Annotated in this window: 15 protein-coding genes; 14 read left to right on the top strand and 1 reads right to left on the bottom strand. The window is 70.3% G+C overall.

Features of this window, described 5'->3' with window-relative positions; all coding sequences use genetic code 11:
* Window positions 1-40 precede the first annotated feature (40 nt).
* The 5 genes from OG623_RS08765 to ffh all read left to right on the top strand — a co-directional run bounded on the left by OG623_RS08765 (window position 41) and on the right by ffh (window position 7,695).
* The gene (locus tag OG623_RS08765) at window positions 41-1,516 is read left to right on the top strand and encodes a hypothetical protein (RefSeq protein WP_406145690.1); all 1,476 of its coding nucleotides are present in this window, start codon (window positions 41-43) and stop codon (window positions 1,514-1,516) included.
* A 338-nt stretch (window positions 1,517-1,854) separates the two neighbouring features.
* A complete protein-coding gene (locus OG623_RS08760; RefSeq protein ID WP_406145688.1) occupies window positions 1,855-3,207 on the top strand; it encodes an ammonium transporter in 1,353 nt (450 codons plus the stop codon).
* Window positions 3,204-3,542 carry a P-II family nitrogen regulator gene (locus OG623_RS08755; protein ID WP_200694701.1) on the top strand — a complete coding sequence of 113 codons (339 nt, stop codon included), beginning with the start codon at window positions 3,204-3,206 and terminating at the stop codon, window positions 3,540-3,542. Before OG623_RS08760 ends, OG623_RS08755 begins: the two co-directional genes overlap by 4 nt.
* A 33-nt stretch (window positions 3,543-3,575) precedes the next feature.
* A complete protein-coding gene (locus OG623_RS08750) occupies window positions 3,576-6,026 on the top strand; it encodes a [protein-PII] uridylyltransferase (RefSeq protein ID WP_406145687.1) in 2,451 nt (816 codons plus the stop codon).
* Between the two features lie 121 nt (window positions 6,027-6,147).
* The gene (ffh, locus tag OG623_RS08745) at window positions 6,148-7,695 is read left to right on the top strand and encodes a signal recognition particle protein (protein WP_406145685.1); all 1,548 of its coding nucleotides are present in this window, start codon (window positions 6,148-6,150) and stop codon (window positions 7,693-7,695) included.
* Window positions 7,696-7,737: 42 nt separating this feature from the next.
* Here the strand turns inward: ffh and OG623_RS08740 are convergent, their stop codons facing one another.
* A complete protein-coding gene (locus tag OG623_RS08740; RefSeq protein WP_406145684.1) occupies window positions 7,738-8,598 on the bottom strand; it encodes an SAM-dependent methyltransferase in 861 nt (286 codons plus the stop codon).
* 440 nt (window positions 8,599-9,038) lie between these two features.
* On the opposite strand from OG623_RS08740, the gene OG623_RS08735 reads away from it, so the two are divergent.
* From OG623_RS08735 to lepB (OG623_RS08695), 9 genes are all read left to right on the top strand, one after another.
* Entirely contained in the window at window positions 9,039-9,632 is a 594-nt protein-coding gene (locus tag OG623_RS08735; protein WP_362891312.1) for a hypothetical protein, read from the top strand.
* A 155-nt stretch (window positions 9,633-9,787) separates the two neighbouring features.
* A complete protein-coding gene (gene rpsP / locus OG623_RS08730) occupies window positions 9,788-10,228 on the top strand; it encodes a 30S ribosomal protein S16 (RefSeq protein ID WP_362891314.1) in 441 nt (146 codons plus the stop codon).
* Window positions 10,229-10,230: 2 nt separating this feature from the next.
* Complete coding sequence (locus tag OG623_RS08725; RefSeq protein ID WP_014153811.1) at window positions 10,231-10,470, top strand: RNA-binding protein; 240 nt, start codon at window positions 10,231-10,233, stop codon at window positions 10,468-10,470.
* A gap of 126 nt (window positions 10,471-10,596) precedes the next feature.
* Window positions 10,597-11,250, top strand: coding sequence for a ribosome maturation factor RimM (gene rimM, locus OG623_RS08720; RefSeq protein WP_406145681.1), 654 nt, complete (start codon window positions 10,597-10,599; stop codon window positions 11,248-11,250).
* Window positions 11,250-12,071, top strand: coding sequence for a tRNA (guanosine(37)-N1)-methyltransferase TrmD (gene trmD / locus OG623_RS08715; RefSeq protein WP_406151744.1), 822 nt, complete (start codon window positions 11,250-11,252; stop codon window positions 12,069-12,071). Before rimM ends, trmD begins: the two co-directional genes overlap by 1 nt.
* Before the next feature lie 127 nt (window positions 12,072-12,198).
* Window positions 12,199-12,549 (top strand): 50S ribosomal protein L19, encoded by a 351-nt coding sequence (gene rplS, locus OG623_RS08710; protein WP_028443269.1) that lies wholly within the window; start codon window positions 12,199-12,201, stop codon window positions 12,547-12,549.
* A 45-nt stretch (window positions 12,550-12,594) separates the two neighbouring features.
* The gene (lepB, locus tag OG623_RS08705) at window positions 12,595-13,371 is read left to right on the top strand and encodes a signal peptidase I (protein ID WP_406145680.1); all 777 of its coding nucleotides are present in this window, start codon (window positions 12,595-12,597) and stop codon (window positions 13,369-13,371) included.
* A complete protein-coding gene (gene lepB, locus OG623_RS08700; protein WP_406145679.1) occupies window positions 13,364-14,434 on the top strand; it encodes a signal peptidase I in 1,071 nt (356 codons plus the stop codon). Before lepB (OG623_RS08705) ends, lepB (OG623_RS08700) begins: the two co-directional genes overlap by 8 nt.
* Entirely contained in the window at window positions 14,352-15,233 is an 882-nt protein-coding gene (gene lepB, locus OG623_RS08695) for a signal peptidase I (protein WP_406151742.1), read from the top strand. The genes lepB (OG623_RS08700) and lepB (OG623_RS08695) overlap by 83 nt, the downstream gene beginning before the upstream one ends.
* The last annotated feature ends 42 nt before the right edge of the window (window positions 15,234-15,275 follow it).

The following is a 15,275-nucleotide window of genomic DNA, read 5'->3' as shown; positions in this document are numbered from 1 at the left end:
AGGTTCGCGCGACAGATTTCAGCGGGATGGGGGCGTTCCAGTGAGTGGCAGCGGCGCAGGCGAGACGAATGCCGGGAAGCGCCCCAACGGGCAACTGGGTTCGTGGTTCGTGCGGAGCGGCTGGTCCAAGGGCGAGCTCGCCCGCCAGGTGAACCGGCGCGCCCGCCAGCTGGGTGCCCACCACATCAGCACCGACACCTCCCGGGTGCGCCGCTGGCTCGACGGCGAACAGCCCCGCGAACCCATCCCGCGCATCCTCTCCGAGCTGCTCTCCGAGCGGTTCGGCACCGTCGTCTCCGTCGAGGACCTCGGACTGCGCACCGCCCATCAGGCGCCCTCGGTGGCGGGGGTCGACCTGCCCTGGGCCGGCCCGCAGACCGTCGCGCTGCTCAGCGAGTTCTCCCGCAGCGACCTCATGCTCGCCCGGCGCGGCTTCCTCGGCAGCTCCCTCGCCCTGGCCGCGGGCCCCACCCTCATCGAGCCCATGCAGCGCTGGCTGGTGCCCGTCGCCCGCCCTGGGGAGCCCGAGACCGCGCAGCCGGCCGCGGGCAGCCGCTCCTCGCGGCTCTCGGGTCCTGAGCTCGACCTGCTGGAGTCCACCACCGCGATGTTCCGCCAGTGGGACGCCCAGTGCGGCGGCGGGCTGCGCCGCAAGGCCGTCGTCGGCCAGCTCCACGAGGTCACCGACCTGCTCCAGGAGCCGCAGACCGGAGCCACCGCCGGGCGGCTGTTCCGCTGCGCGGCCGAACTGGCCGAGCTCGCGGGCTGGATGAGCTACGACGTGGGTCTCCAGCCCACCGCCCAGAAGTACTTCGTGCTCGCCCTGCACGCCTCCAAGGAGGCCGGCGACAAGCCGCTGGGTTCGTACATCCTCTCCAGCATGAGCCGCCAGATGATCCACCTCGGCCGGCCGGACGACGCGCTCGAACTCATCCATCTCGCCCAGTACGGCAGTCGAGACTGCGCCACCTCGCGGACCCAGGCCATGCTGTATGCGATGGAGGCGCGCGCCTACGCCAACATGGGCCAGCCGAGCAAGTGCAAGCGGGCGGTCCGGATGGCCGAGGACACCTTCGCCGACGCCCTCGCCGACGACGAGCCCGAGCCCGACTGGATCCGCTTCTTCTCCCATGCCGAGCTGCACGGGGAGAACGCCCACTCCTACCGTGACCTGGCCTATGTCGCGGGCCGCAGCCCCACCTACGCCTCGCTCGCCGAGCCCGTCATGGCCCGCGCGGTCGAGCTCTTCGGCGAGGACGACGAGCACCAGAGGTCCTACGCGCTCAATCTGATCGGCATGGCCACCGTGCACCTCATCAAGCGCGAGCCCGAGGAGTCGACGGTCCTCGCCACCAGGGCTCTGAGGATCGCCAAGAAGGTCAGGTCGGAGCGCGTCAACACCAGGCTCCGCAAGACCGTCGACACCGCTACCAGGGACTTCGGGGACGTTCCCGAGGTCGCCCAGCTCACCGATCTGCTCTCCGAGCAGCTCCCGGAGACCGCCGAAGCGGTCTGACCGGCACCACCGCCACCGGCCACGACGGCCGCCCCGTACCACCCGACTCGGCTCCCCCATTGCCAGGTCAGCGGGTCGCCGTCGTGGCCGGTTCATGTCCCCGGGCGCCCCGGCCGCGCCGTATGCGGCGCAGGCAGCATGGTAGGCAGCGCACCGGGTCCGACACCCGTGGTTCATGGCGACGTAACACGTACAGCTCCTTCGTCACTGCGGTGAAACATCGTGCGGCATCCGTGGAAACCGCGCTGCGCGAATCTCATGGCGCATAACCGGCCCGCACCTTTTCACCGTGGTCCCGCACCCCCGCACGTGGCCGCACCGACGACGAGGAGACGCCGATGCCCCCAGGCATCACGACGCTTGCCGCAGACGCCCCGCAGCTGTCTGCCGCCAACACAGGGTTCATGCTCATCTGCTCCGCGCTGGTGATGCTCATGACCCCGGGTCTGGCCTTCTTCTACGGAGGCATGGTCCGCGTCAAGAGCACTCTGAACATGCTGATGATGAGCTTCATCAGCCTCGGGATCGTCACGATCCTGTGGGTGCTCTACGGATTCAGCCTCGCCTTCGGCACCGATGCCGGTTCCGTCATCGGCTGGAGCTCGGACTTCGTCGGTCTCGGCGGGATCGGCATCACCGAGCTCTGGGACGGCACCACCATCCCGGTGTACGTCTTCGCGGTCTTCCAGCTGATGTTCGCCGTGCTCACCCCGGCCCTCATCAGCGGCGCACTCGCCGACCGCGTCAAGTTCACCTCCTGGGCCCTGTTCATCACCCTCTGGGTCACCGTCGTCTACTTCCCGGTCGCGCACTGGGTCTGGGGCGCCGGCGGCTGGCTCTACGAGCTGGGTGTCATCGACTTCGCCGGCGGTACGGCCGTCCACATCAACGCCGGTGCCGCCGCCCTCGGCGTGATCCTCGTCATCGGCAAGCGGATCGGCTTCAAGAAGGACCCGATGCGGCCGCACAGCCTGCCGCTCGTCATGCTCGGCGCAGCCCTCCTGTGGTTCGGCTGGTTCGGCTTCAACGCCGGCTCGTGGCTCGGCAACGACGACGGTGTCGGCGCCGTCATGTTCCTCAACACACAGGTCGCCACCGGTGCCGCGGTCCTCGGCTGGCTCGCCTACGAGAAGATCCGCCACGGCTCCTTCACCACCCTCGGTGCCGCGTCCGGCGCCGTCGCGGGCCTCGTCGCCATCACCCCGGCGGGCGGCTCGGTCAGCCCGCTCGGAGCCATCGCCGTCGGTGTGATCGCCGGTGTACTCTGCGCCATGGCCGTCGGCCTCAAGTACAGGTTCGGCTACGACGACTCCCTGGACGTCGTCGGCGTCCACCTCGTCGGCGGTGTGATCGGCTCGCTCCTCGTCGGCTTCTTCGCCACCGGCGGTGTGCAGTCCGACGCCAAGGGCCTGTTCTACGGCGGCGGACCCGACCAGCTCGGCAAGCAGGCCGTCGGTGTCTTCGCGGTGCTCGCCTACTCCCTGGTGGTCTCCGCGGCCCTCGCGTTCGTCCTCGACAGGACGATCGGGATGCGGGTCGGCGAGGACGACGAGATCTCCGGCATCGACCAGGTCGAACACGCCGAGACCGCGTACGACTTCAGCGGTGCGGGCGGCGGCTCCGCCCCCCGTACCACGGCCCAGGCCGCAGGCTCGGCAGCGGCGACGACGAACAAGAAGGTGGACGCATGAAGCTCATCACCGCAGTCGTGAAGCCACACAGGCTGGACGAGATCAAGGAGGCCCTCCAGGCCTTCGGAGTCCAGGGCCTCACGGTCACGGAAGCCAGCGGTTACGGGCGTCAGCGCGGACACACCGAGGTCTACCGCGGCGCCGAGTACACCGTCGACCTCGTACCGAAGATCCGTATCGAGGTCCTCGTCGAGGACGAGGACGCCGAACAGCTCGTCGACGTGGTCGTCAAGGCCGCCAGGACCGGCAAGATCGGCGACGGGAAGGTCTGGAGCGTCCCGGTCGAGACCGCGATCCGCGTACGGACCGGCGAACGCGGACCCGACGCACTCTGACCGGGCGGTTCCCGTGAACGGAAAGGCAGCTGGGTGACGAGCACCGAAGTGACCACAGGACCCGATGACTCGGGACCCAGCGGCTATGCGGCGGCCCGGCTGCGTCTGCTCCATGACGAGACGCGGTCCGGGCCGCCGCGCCGTGCCGCCCTGGCCCGGCTCACCGACGACTGGCTCGGCGGGCTGTTCACCGCCGCCGCCGAGCACGCGGGGGTGCGCGGCGCGGCCCTCGTCGCCGTCGGCGGATACGGGCGGGGCGAGCTCTCCCCGCGCAGCGACCTCGACCTGGTGCTCCTGCACGACGGGACCGCGGACGCCGGAGCGGTCGCTGCCCTCGCCGACCGCGTCTGGTACCCGGTCTGGGACCTCGGCCTCGCCCTCGACCACTCCGTACGCACCCCCGGCGAGGCCCGCAGGACGGCGGGGGAGGACCTCAAGGTCCAGCTCGGACTGCTCGACGCGCGTCCCGTGGCCGGGGACCTCGGCCTTGTCGCCGGGCTGCGGACCGCGATCCTCGCCGACTGGCGCAACCAGGCCCCCAAGCGCCTCCCCGCCCTCGACGAGCTCTGCCGCGAGCGGGCCGAACGCATGGGCGAGCTCCAGTTCCTCCTGGAACCCGACCTCAAGGAGGCCCGAGGCGGTCTGCGTGACGCCGGCGCCCTGCGTGCCGTCGCCGCCTCCTGGGTCGCGGACGCCCCCCGCGAAGGCCTCGCCGAGGCCCGCCGGACGCTCCTCGACGCCCGCGACGCGCTCCACCTCACCACCGGCCGGGCCACCGACCGCCTCGCCCTCCAGGAACAGGACCAGGTCGCCGGCGCACTCGGCCTCCTGGACGCCGACACCCTGCTGCGCCAGGTGTACGAGGCCGCCAGGACCGTCTCCTACGCCACCGACGTCACCTGGCGCGAGGTCAACCGCGTCCTGCGGGCCCGCTCCGTACGGCCACGGCTGCGGACGATCCTCGGCGGCGCCAAGGCGGCACCGGAACGCACCCCGCTCGCCGACGGCGTCGTCGAGGCCGACGGCGAGGTCGTCCTCGCGCGCACCGCCCGCCCCGAACGCGACCCGGTGCTCACCCTCAGGGCCGCCGCCGCTGCCGCCGAGGCAGGACTGCCGCTCTCCCGTCATCTCGTACGCCATCTGGGCACCGAGGCCCAGCCGCTCCCCGTGCCGTGGCCCGCCCAGGCCCGCGAGGAGCTCATCACCCTGCTCGGCGCGGGCGAGTCCACCGTCGGGGTGTGGGAGGCGCTCGAGTCGGAAGGCATCGTCACCGGTCTGCTGCCGGACTGGGAGCGGGTCCACTGCCGGCCCCAGCGCAACCCCGTGCACACCTGGACCGTCGACCGGCACCTCGTCGAGACGGCCGTACGAGCCTCCCACCTCACCCGCCGCGTCGGCCGCCCCGACCTGCTCCTGATCGCCGCGCTGCTCCACGACATCGGCAAGGGATGGCCGGGGGACCACTCCGTCGCCGGCGAGGTCATCGCCCGCGACATGGCCGCCCGCATCGGCTTCGACCAGCAGGACGTGGGCGTCGTCGCCACGCTCGTACGCCACCACCTGCTGCTCGTCGAGACCGCCACCCGGCGCGACCTCGACGACCCCGCGACCGTCCGCTCCGTCGCCACCGCCGTGGGCAACGCCTCCACCCTGGAGCTCCTGCACGCGCTCACCGAGGCCGACGCGCTGGCCACAGGACCGGCGGCCTGGAGCGCCTGGCGGGCCTCCCTCGTCGCCGACCTGGTCACACGCGTCGCCGCGCTGCTGGCGGGCGAGGAGCCCCCTGAGCCGGAGCCGCTCGCGCCCAGCGCCGAACAGGAGCGCCTGGCCGTCGAGGCTCTGCGCACCGGCGAGCCCGTCCTGTCCCTGCACACCAGGGCCGAGCCGGCCGCCGAGGACGGCGGGCCCGAACCCGTCGGGGCCGAACTCCTCATCGCGCTGCCCGACCGCCCCGGCGTCCTGCCCGCCGTCGCAGGCGTGCTCGCCCTGCACCGCCTCACCGTGCGCGCCGCCGATCTGCGCGCCGTCGAACTCCCCACCGAGCTGGGCGAATCCGCCGGTCTGCTGGTCCTCAGCTGGCGGGTCGCCGCCGAGTACGGCTCGCTCCCGCAGGCCGCCCGGCTGCGCTCCGACCTCGTACGCGCCCTGGACGGCTCCCTCGACATCCGGGCCAGGCTCGCCGAACGCGAGGCGGCCTATCCGCGGCGGCGCGGGGTGAAGGCCCCGCCCCCCAGGGTGAGCGTCGCCGCGGCCGGCTCCCGACTGGCCACCGTGATCGAGGTACGCGCCCAGGACGCCCCCGGGCTGCTGCACCGGATCGGCCGGGCGCTGGAGCGGAGCGAGGTACGCGTGCGCAGCGCCCATGTCTCCACGCTGGGGGCGAACGCGGTGGATGCCTTCTACGTCACGGACCGTGCCGGTGAACCACTGGCTCCCGAGCGGGCCGCCGAGGTGGCGGGGGAGGTCGAGAAGGCGCTGGGCTGAGCTCCTTGCCCCGGCCCCTTCGTCACGAGAAACGGGCGAGGGCTTTGCGTTCTCCGGGGTCCGGATACCCTGGAGAACGACTGACCTGCCACGCCCCCGACCCTGAGGACCGACGAGCGCCGTGTTCGATACTCTCTCCGACCGCCTTAGCGCGACTTTCAAGAACCTCAGGGGCAAGGGCCGCTTGTCCGAGGCGGACATCGACGCCACGGCTCGCGAGATCCGTATCGCCCTGCTCGAAGCGGATGTCGCCCTCCCCGTCGTTCGCGCGTTCATCGCCAACATCAAGGAGCGGGCGCGCGGTGCCGAGGTCTCCCAGGCCCTGAACCCGGCCCAGCAAGTCGTCAAGATCGTCAACGAGGAGCTCGTCTCCATCCTCGGCGGCGAGACCCGGCGGCTGCGGTTCGCCAAGACCGCGCCCACCGTGATCATGCTCGCCGGCCTCCAGGGTGCCGGTAAGACGACCCTCGCCGGAAAGCTCGGCCTCTGGCTCAAGAGCCAGGGTCACTCCCCGCTGCTCGTGGCCTGCGACCTCCAGCGCCCCAACGCCGTCAACCAGCTGAGCGTCGTCGCCGACCGCGCGGGTGTCGCGGTGTACGCGCCGGAGCCGGGCAACGGCGTGGGTGACCCGGTCGCGGTCGCCAAGGACTCCATCGAGTTCGCCAGGTCCAAGGTCCACGACATCGTGATCGTCGACACCGCCGGGCGTCTCGGCATCGACGAGGAGCTGATGCGGCAGGCCGCGGACATCCGCGACGCCGTCAGCCCCGACGAGATCCTCTTCGTCGTCGACGCGATGATCGGTCAGGACGCGGTCAACACCGCCGAGGCCTTCCGCGACGGCGTCGGTTTCGACGGCGTGGTGCTCTCCAAGCTCGACGGTGACGCCCGTGGTGGTGCCGCCCTGTCGATCGCCCACGTCACGGGCAAGCAGATCATGTTCGCGTCGAACGGTGAGAAGCTCGAGGACTTCGACGCCTTCCACCCCGACCGCATGGCCTCCCGCATCCTCGACATGGGTGACCTGCTCACCCTGATCGAGCAGGCGGAGAAGACCTTCAGCCAGGAAGAGGCCGCCAAGATGGCCTCCAAGCTGGCGTCGAGCAAGGGCAAGGACTTCACGCTCGACGACTTCCTGGCGCAGATGGAGCAGGTCCGCAAGATGGGCTCCATCTCCAAGCTGCTCGGGATGCTGCCCGGCATGGGGCAGATCAAGGACCAGATCAACAACATCGACGAGCGCGATGTCGACCGCATGGCCGCGATCATCAAGTCGATGACGCCCAAGGAGCGCGCCGAGCCGACGATCATCAACGGCTCGCGCCGTGCCCGTATCGCCAAGGGTTCGGGTTCCGAGGTCTCCGCGGTCAAGGGCCTCGTCGAGCGGTTCTTCGAGGCCCGCAAGATGATGTCCAAGATGGCCCAGGGCGGCGGCATGCCCGGGATGCCGGGGATGCCCGGCTCGGGCGGCGGCCCCGGCCGTCAGAAGAAGCAGGTCAAGCAGGCCAAGGGCAAGCGCAAGAGCGGCAACCCGATGAAGCGCAAGGCCGAGGAGCAGGCGGCAGCGGCCCGCCGCGAGCAGGCCGCGCAGGGCGGCGCGTTCAACCTGCCCGCCCAGGACGAGAAGAACTTCGAGCTGCCTGACGAGTTCAAGAAGTTCATGGGCTGACGAGCGGACGGGCACACGCACGAAGGGGCGCCCCGGCGGGCGTCAGGCCACGCACACCAGGTAGCGGAAGACGTTCGGCATCCATACCGTGCCGTCGGGCCGCAGATGTGGATGGAGAGCCTCCGCCACTTCCTTCTCCACCTGGGTGCGGTCCGTCGCCCGTATCGCCGTGTCGAACAGGCCGGTCGACAGCAGGCCGCGCACCGCGCTGTCCACGTCCGCGTAACCGAAGGGGCAGGACACCCGGCCCGAGCCGTCCGGCTTGAGCCCGGCGCGCGCCGCGACCTCCTCCAGCTCGTCCCGGGGCGTGGGCCGCCAGCCGCTCCCGGAACGCTCGGCGCGCGCCGACTCCGTGAGCCGGGCGGCCACCCTCAGCACCGGGGCCGTGGCGCACCGCTCCGGCGGCCCCCAGCCGGCCAGCACCACGGTGGCCCCCCGCACGGCCAGCGGCACGGCGGCGGCCAGTGCGGGCGCGAGCCCGTCGGAGTCCCCGGCGGCGCAGCCGATCGGCTGGAAGGCGGTCAGCAGGTTGTACGGAGCCTCGCCCTCGGGGGAGGCCGCCGCGACACTGCCGAAGAGCCTCGCCCGCGGATCCGTACGGCCGGGGTCCGCTTCCTCGTCGGCGCACAGGCGCGCGCGGGCCAGGGCGAGCCGTTCGTGGTCGGTGTCGACGCCGGTGACACGCGCCCCGCGCGAGGCCGCGATCAGCAGGGCGAGCCCGGAACCGCAGCCGAGGGAGAGCATGCGCGTACCGCCCGCGACTTCGAGGCGCTCGTACACCGCCTCGTACAGCGGTGCCAGCATGCGCTCCTGGATCTCGGCCCAGTCGCGGGCACGGGAACCGGCGTCCACCGGGGCGGACGAATCCGCGTACCTGTGGTGCCGGACGAGCGTAGGTGTCATGGAATGCGCCCCAATCCGCCGTGAGGTCGGTCGTGCCCGAGTCAGGTCCCCCATGTCCATGTGCTGTGTGTGCGCGCCCACAGCCCCCGTATGTCAGAGAACTCCGCATCGGCGGTCCCGTCCAGAGGCCGGACGGGGTGGGATCGTATTCCTCACAGTCTCACCCGACGCGCGGGACGCAGCATGTCGAGCGCCCCGGCCGGGGCCAGGACCGGTGCGAGGCCGCGGCTCCGTGCCGGGTACTGTCGCTCGCGGGGTGGCCGTCCACGCCGGTGCGTACGTGTTGCTACGTACCACCTTGGTGCGAGCTGTGAGACTTCTCCGCTGATCTGCGCACCCGCCCTCGTCCGGACGCATCAACGGCAACTGACTGGTACGTGCAAATTATTTGGGATGCCCCGGAATAGGAACACCGGGGCACTCAGGCTCGTTGACACGACGTGAGCACGACACCACCTGTACTTGCCGCAGAGCTGGCACAGGCGTGGGCCGACATTCAGCGGTACCACCCCGAGCTGCCCGATCTTGCCGCGCCAGAGTCCCTGATCGGAGAGTCCTCGTCCGCCTGTGGCGCCGAGCTCTCCTTCGAACGGCTGCTCCATGAGGCAGTCCACGGCATCGCCGCCGCGAGAGGTGTCCGGGACACCTCACGCGCCGGCCGCTACCACAACCGACGCTTCCTCGCGATCGCCGAGGAGCTGGGCCTCGATCATGCCGAGGAGCCCCACCCCAGCAGCGGATTCTCGCTGGTGACGCTGAATCCCGAGGCCAAACGCAGATACCGCCCGACGACGGAACGGCTGCAGCGTGCGCTCAAGGCGCACACCGTGGCCACCGCGGCGGACACCAAGCGGTCGTTCCGCGGTCCCGCCGCGCGGCACGGCTCGTCCGGAGGAGGGGTGCGGGTGAAGGCCGTCTGCGACTGCGGGCGCAACGTCCGCGTCGTTCCCTCCGTCCTCGCCCAGGCGCCGATCGTCTGCGGCGGATGCGGAAAGCCCTTCCGGATCCCGGAAGGGGCGGTCGTGGTGGGGTGACCCGGTGTGGTGTGGCACAATGGTCAGCTGTACTCGACAGTCGCACAGGACCCCTCTCTCCTCCGGCTGACGCGTCCATCGGGCACCCGAGTACCGCAACCCCACGTGGCATCTTTTGTGCCCAACCACGTCATAGACCAGGAGACACCACTCCCGTGGCAGTCAAGATCAAGCTGAAGCGTCTGGGCAAGATCCGTTCGCCTCACTACCGCATCATCGTCGCCGACTCCCGTGTCCGCCGTGACGGCCGGGCCATCGAGGAGATCGGCCTGTACCACCCGGTGCAGAACCCCTCGCGCATCGAGGTCAACGCGGAGCGCGCGCAGTACTGGCTGTCCGTCGGCGCCCAGCCGACCGAGCCGGTCCTCGCGATCCTGAAGCTCACCGGTGACTGGCAGGCCCACAAGGGTCTCCCGGCCCCCGCGCCGCTTCTGCAGCCGGAGCCCAAGGCTGACAAGCGCGCCCTGTTCGAGGCCCTGGCCACGGACGGCGACGAGGCCAAGGGTGAGGCCATCACCCAGAAGGCCAAGAAGTCGGACAAGAAGGCGGACGAGGCGGCTGACGCTGCCGCGTCCACCGAGTCGACCGAGGCCTGAGCGTGCTCGAGGAGGCTCTTGAGCACCTCGTGAAGGGCATCGTCGACAACCCCGACGATGTGCAGGTCGCCTCGCGTGACCTGCGCCGTGGGCGCGTGCTGGAGGTCCGGGTCCATCCCGACGACCTCGGCAAGGTGATCGGCCGCAACGGCCGCACCGCGCGCGCTCTGCGTACCGTCGTGGGTGCCATCGGCGGTCGTGGGATCCGTGTCGACCTCGTCGATGTGGACCAGGTTCGCTGAAAGAGTTGAACACCGGCCGGGGCCGGGGAGGGCTTTCGAGCCCTCCCCGGCCTTTGTCGTCCGTACATGACAGCCTCCTCAAGGGCTGACAGCCTCCTCAAGTCGAAGATCACCGGGAGAAGTAGCGTGCAGTTGGTAGTTGCGCGGATCGGTCGCGCCCATGGCATCAAGGGCGAGGTCACCGTCGAGGTGCGCACCGACGAGCCCGAACTCAGGCTCGGGCCGGGGGCCGTGCTGGCCACCGAGCCCGCCCACGCCGGGCCGCTGACGATCGAGACCGGCCGGGTGCACAGCGGCAGGCTGCTGCTGCGGTTCGAGGGCGTACGCGACCGTACGGGCGCCGAGGCGCTGCGCAACACCCTGCTGATCGCCGAGGTCGACCCCGCGGAGCTGCCCGAGGACCCCGAGGAGTTCTACGACCACCAGCTGATGGACCTCGACGTCGTCCTCGCGGACGGCACCGAGATCGGCCGGATCACCGAGATCTCACATCTGCCGTCGCAGGACCTGTTCATCGTGGAACGGCCGGACGGCAGCGAGGTCATGATCCCGTTCGTCGAGGAGATCGTCGAGGAGATCGACCTGGAGGAGCAGCGGGCCGTCATCACGCCGCCGCCCGGCCTGATCGACGAGAGCGAGGCCGTGGTGGCCTCCGCGCGTGACTCCGCCGATGCCGATGCCGATGCCGATGCCGATGCCGATGCCGATGCCGATGCGGATACCGATGCGGATGGGGACGCGGGCGCGGCTGCCGGCGACGGTGGGAAGGGCGAGGCGTGATGCGGCTCGACGTCGTCACGATCTTCCCCGAGTACCTGGAGCCCCTGAACGTCTCGCTCGTCGGCAAGGCGCGCGCCCGGGGCCGTCTCGACGTGCGTGTCCACGATCTGCGGGACTGGACCCACGACCGGCACAACACGGTGGACGACACCCCTTACGGCGGCGGCCCCGGCATGGTCATGAAGACCGAGCCCTGGGGCGAGGCACTCGACGACGCGCTGGCCGACGGTTACGAGGCCGGGGCCGGCTCCCCGGTGCTCGTGGTGCCCACCCCCAGTGGCCGGCCCTTCACCCAGGAGCTGGCCGTCGAGCTCTCGGAACAGCCGTGGCTGATTTTCACCCCCGCCCGTTACGAGGGCATCGACCGCAGGGTGACCGATGAGTACGCGACCCGGATGCGGGTCATCGAGGTGTCCATCGGCGACTACGTACTCGCGGGAGGGGAGGCCGCCGTACTCGTGATTACCGAGGCCGTGGCACGACTGCTGCCCGGTGTGCTCGGCAACGCCGAGTCGCACCGCGACGACTCCTTCGCGCCTGGGGCCATGGCGGACCTGCTGGAGGGCCCGGTCTACACGAAGCCCCCCGAGTGGCGCGGGCGCGGCATTCCCGAGGTGCTGCTCAGCGGCCACCATGGCCGGATCGCGCGCTGGCGACGGGACGAGGCGTTCCGCCGTACCGCTCTGCACAGGCCCGATCTCATCGAGCGCTGCGAGGCGTCGGGGTTCGACAAGAAGGACCGCGAGATGCTCTCCATCCTCGGCTGGTTCCCGGCGCCCGACGGGCGATTTTGGCGCAGGCCCGAGGCCGTGGAAGAATAGGCCCGCTGTACGTCCGGCGCGCGCCCCTGCCACAGGGGGACAGACGCCCGCCCGAGGTGACCAGCATCCGAACTTCGAACTTCACTCCCGCCGATGACCTGTGGCATCGGCGAAGAAAGCAGACAAGATGACTTCCCTGCTCGATGGCGTCAACGCCGCCTCGCTCCGTACCGACCTCCCGGCGTTCCGCCCCGGTGACACCGTCAACGTCCACGTGCGCGTGATCGAGGGCAGCCGCTCCCGTATCCAGCAGTTCAAGGGCATCGTCATCCGCCGCCAGGGCTCGGGCGTCAGCGAGACCTTCACGGTCCGCAAGGTCTCCTTCAGCGTCGGCGTCGAGCGCACCTTCCCGGTGCACAGCCCGATCTTCGAGAAGATCGAGCTCGTCACCCGCGGTGACGTCCGTCGCGCCAAGCTGTACTTCCTCCGTGAGCTCCGCGGCAAGGCCGCGAAGATCAAGGAGAAGCGCGACCGCTGAGTCACCTCCGGCGTCCACGACATGGCCGGATAGGATTCGGCCCCGATGGACACGGAAGCAGCACAGCACATGGAGCGCGATCGTTCCTCCGGCCCCGCAGACGGGACGGAGGAGGGGTCGCGCTCCACGCATGTCCGAGGCCGGTTGTCCGCTGTGGGGCCCTGGGGGCGTGCCGCCCTCCTGGGCGTGCTCTGCACCGTCGCGCTGCTGCTTCTCAGCGCGTTCGTGCTGCAGCCCTTCCTCATTCCCAGTGGCTCGATGCGGCCCACTCTGCGCGTCGGGGACCGGGTCCTCGTCAACAAACTGGCGTACCGTTTCGGCTCGGAGCCCCGGCGCGGCGACGTGGTGGTCTTCGACGGCACCGGATCCTTCGTACAGGAGACGGAGTCAGGGGAGAACGCCGTCGGTGAGCTGGTGCACACAGTGGCCGCGTCCCTGGGCCTGGCCGAACCCGCCGGGTCCGACTTCGTGAAGCGGGTGGTGGGCGTGGGGGGAGACCGTGTGGTCTGCTGCGACAAGCGGGGGAGGCTCGAGGTGAACGGCGCTCCGGTGGACGAGGAGTATCTGTACCCGGGGGATCATCCGTCCGACGTGGCCTTCGACATCGTGGTGCCCGACGGCAGGCTGTGGGTGATGGGCGACCACCGGAGCAGCTCCCGGGACTCCAGGGACCACCTGGGGCAGCCCGGGGGCGGCATGGTGCCCGTCGAGCAGGTCGTCGGACGGGTCGACTGGCTCGGCTGGCCGCTCGGCCGGATCGGCTCCCTGGAGGGCACCGACGCCTTCACCGGCATACGGCCGGCGGACGCGGACCATGGGTAACCGGGGGCGCAGGCGCGGAGCACCGGACTCCGGCCCGCCACAGCCCACAGGGCAGGGGCCGGCCACGGGCCGCTCACTGCCCACGCGGGCGGAGCGCCGCAAGCTCGCCCGTAAGGTGAAACGCCGCCGACGCCGGTCCGCGATCAAGGAGATACCCCTCCTCGTCCTGGTGGCGCTGCTGATCGCGCTCGTTCTCAAGACCTTTCTCGTCCAGGCCTTCGTGATTCCCTCCGGGTCGATGGAGCAGACCATCCGGATCGGTGACCGGGTGCTGGTGGACAAGCTGACCCCCTGGTTCGGGTCCGAGCCGCAGCGCGGCGACGTCGTGGTCTTCAAGGACCCGGGCGGCTGGCTCCAGCAGGAGACCGGCGACACCGACGACCCGCCGGCCGGCGTCAAACAGATCAAGCAACTGCTGACCTTCATCGGACTGCTGCCCTCGGCGGACGAGCAGGATCTGATCAAGCGTGTGGTGGCCGTCGGAGGCGACACCGTGAAGTGCTGCGGCACCGACGGCAGGATCACGGTCAACGGCGTGGCGCTCGACGAGCCGTATCTGAATCCCGGCGATGTGCCCTCCACTCTCAAATTCGAGGTAAAGGTTCCGCAGGGCCGCATCTTCGTGATGGGCGACCACAGGTCGAATTCCGCGGACTCCCGCTTCCATCTCGACAAGCCGGGAAAGGGCACGGTCTCGGTGGACGAGGTCGTGGGACGGGCCGTGGTGATCGCCTGGCCGTTCGACCACTGGACCAGGCTGAAGGAGCCCGGAACGTATGCCTCCGTCCCCGCGGGGAGCGTCGGCGCGACGGCCGCGGAAGCCCCGTCGAATAGTGTGTCCTCCCAGGACCTCAACCAGGATCTCAACGGAATGGTCCTGCTCCCGACCCCTGCGGAACTCCCGCTCGTTATGGGAGTGGTGGGCCTGCACCGAATCGGTCGCAGGCGGTGGCACGGAGTGAGGAGTGGATGTGGGGGATTTGGCGGTCGGCGCACGATCCGGACACGAGGAACCCGAGGACCGGCCTTCGAGCGACGAGGTCCCGGTGGAGGCGGAGAGTGACGGCGAGTCCCCGGACGGTGGCAGCACTGCGGTGAAGAAGCCACGTTCCTTCTGGAAGGAGCTGCCGCTCCTCATCGGTATCGCGCTCATTCTCGCGCTGCTGATCAAGACGTTCCTCGTGCAGGCCTTCTCGATCCCGTCGGACTCCATGCAGAACACCCTGCAGCGGGGTGACCGGGTCCTGGTCGACAAGCTGACACCGTGGTTCGGCTCGGAGCCGGAGCGCGGTGAGGTCGTGGTCTTCCACGACCCGGGCGGCTGGCTGGAGGACACCGCGACGCCCGAGCCCAACGCGGTGCAGAAGTTCCTGAGCTTCATCGGGCTGATGCCGTCCGCCGAGGAGAAGGACCTGATCAAGAGGGTCATCGCGGTCGGCGGCGACACCGTCGAGTGCAAGAAGAACGGCCCGGTCACGGTCAACGGCAAGGCGCTGGACGACAAGTCGTTCATCTTCGAGGGCAACAGCGCCTGCGACGACGAACCGTTCGGGCCGATCCATGTGCCCAAGGGGCGTATCTGGGTGATGGGCGACCACCGGCAGAATTCGCTGGACTCCCGTTACCACCAGGAGCTGCCGGGGCACGGCACGGTCTCCACCGACGAGGTCGTCGGCCGGGCCGTGGTCGTGGTCTGGCCCGTCAACCGCTGGGCGACCCTTCCGGTGCCTGGCACGTTCGACCAGTCCGGTCTGAACGCCGCAGCCACGGCCGCGGTGCCGGGAGCACTGGGTGTAGCCGGTGCGCTGCCCCTCGTGTTCTGGCGTCGCCGCAGGCTGACCCGCGGGCATACCGCCGGGTAGGGTGCCGACTCGGATCAGCGATTGTCGATCTCCGATGGGGGA

Source organism: Streptomyces sp. NBC_01012 (genome assembly GCF_045162755.1).
Taxonomy (GTDB): domain Bacteria; phylum Actinomycetota; class Actinomycetes; order Streptomycetales; family Streptomycetaceae; genus Streptomyces.
Note: the sequence above shows the minus strand (reverse complement) of the source record. Positions and strands in the feature narration are given on the sequence as shown.

Excerpts from the sequence above, each read along its gene's own strand:
- lepB (WP_406145680.1), top strand. The coding sequence starts at position 12,595 with ATGGACACGGAAGCAGCACAGCACATGGAGCGCGATCGTTCCTCCGGC.
- lepB (WP_406145679.1), top strand. The coding sequence starts at position 13,364 with ATGGGTAACCGGGGGCGCAGGCGCGGAGCACCGGACTCCGGCCCGCCA.
- OG623_RS08760 (WP_406145688.1), top strand. The coding sequence starts at position 1,855 with ATGCCCCCAGGCATCACGACGCTTGCCGCAGACGCCCCGCAGCTGTCT.
- rplS (WP_028443269.1), top strand. The coding sequence starts at position 12,199 with ATGACTTCCCTGCTCGATGGCGTCAACGCCGCCTCGCTCCGTACCGAC.
- trmD (WP_406151744.1), top strand. The coding sequence starts at position 11,250 with ATGCGGCTCGACGTCGTCACGATCTTCCCCGAGTACCTGGAGCCCCTG.
- OG623_RS08755 (WP_200694701.1), top strand. The coding sequence starts at position 3,204 with ATGAAGCTCATCACCGCAGTCGTGAAGCCACACAGGCTGGACGAGATC.
- OG623_RS08740 (WP_406145684.1), bottom strand. The coding sequence starts at position 8,598 with ATGACACCTACGCTCGTCCGGCACCACAGGTACGCGGATTCGTCCGCC.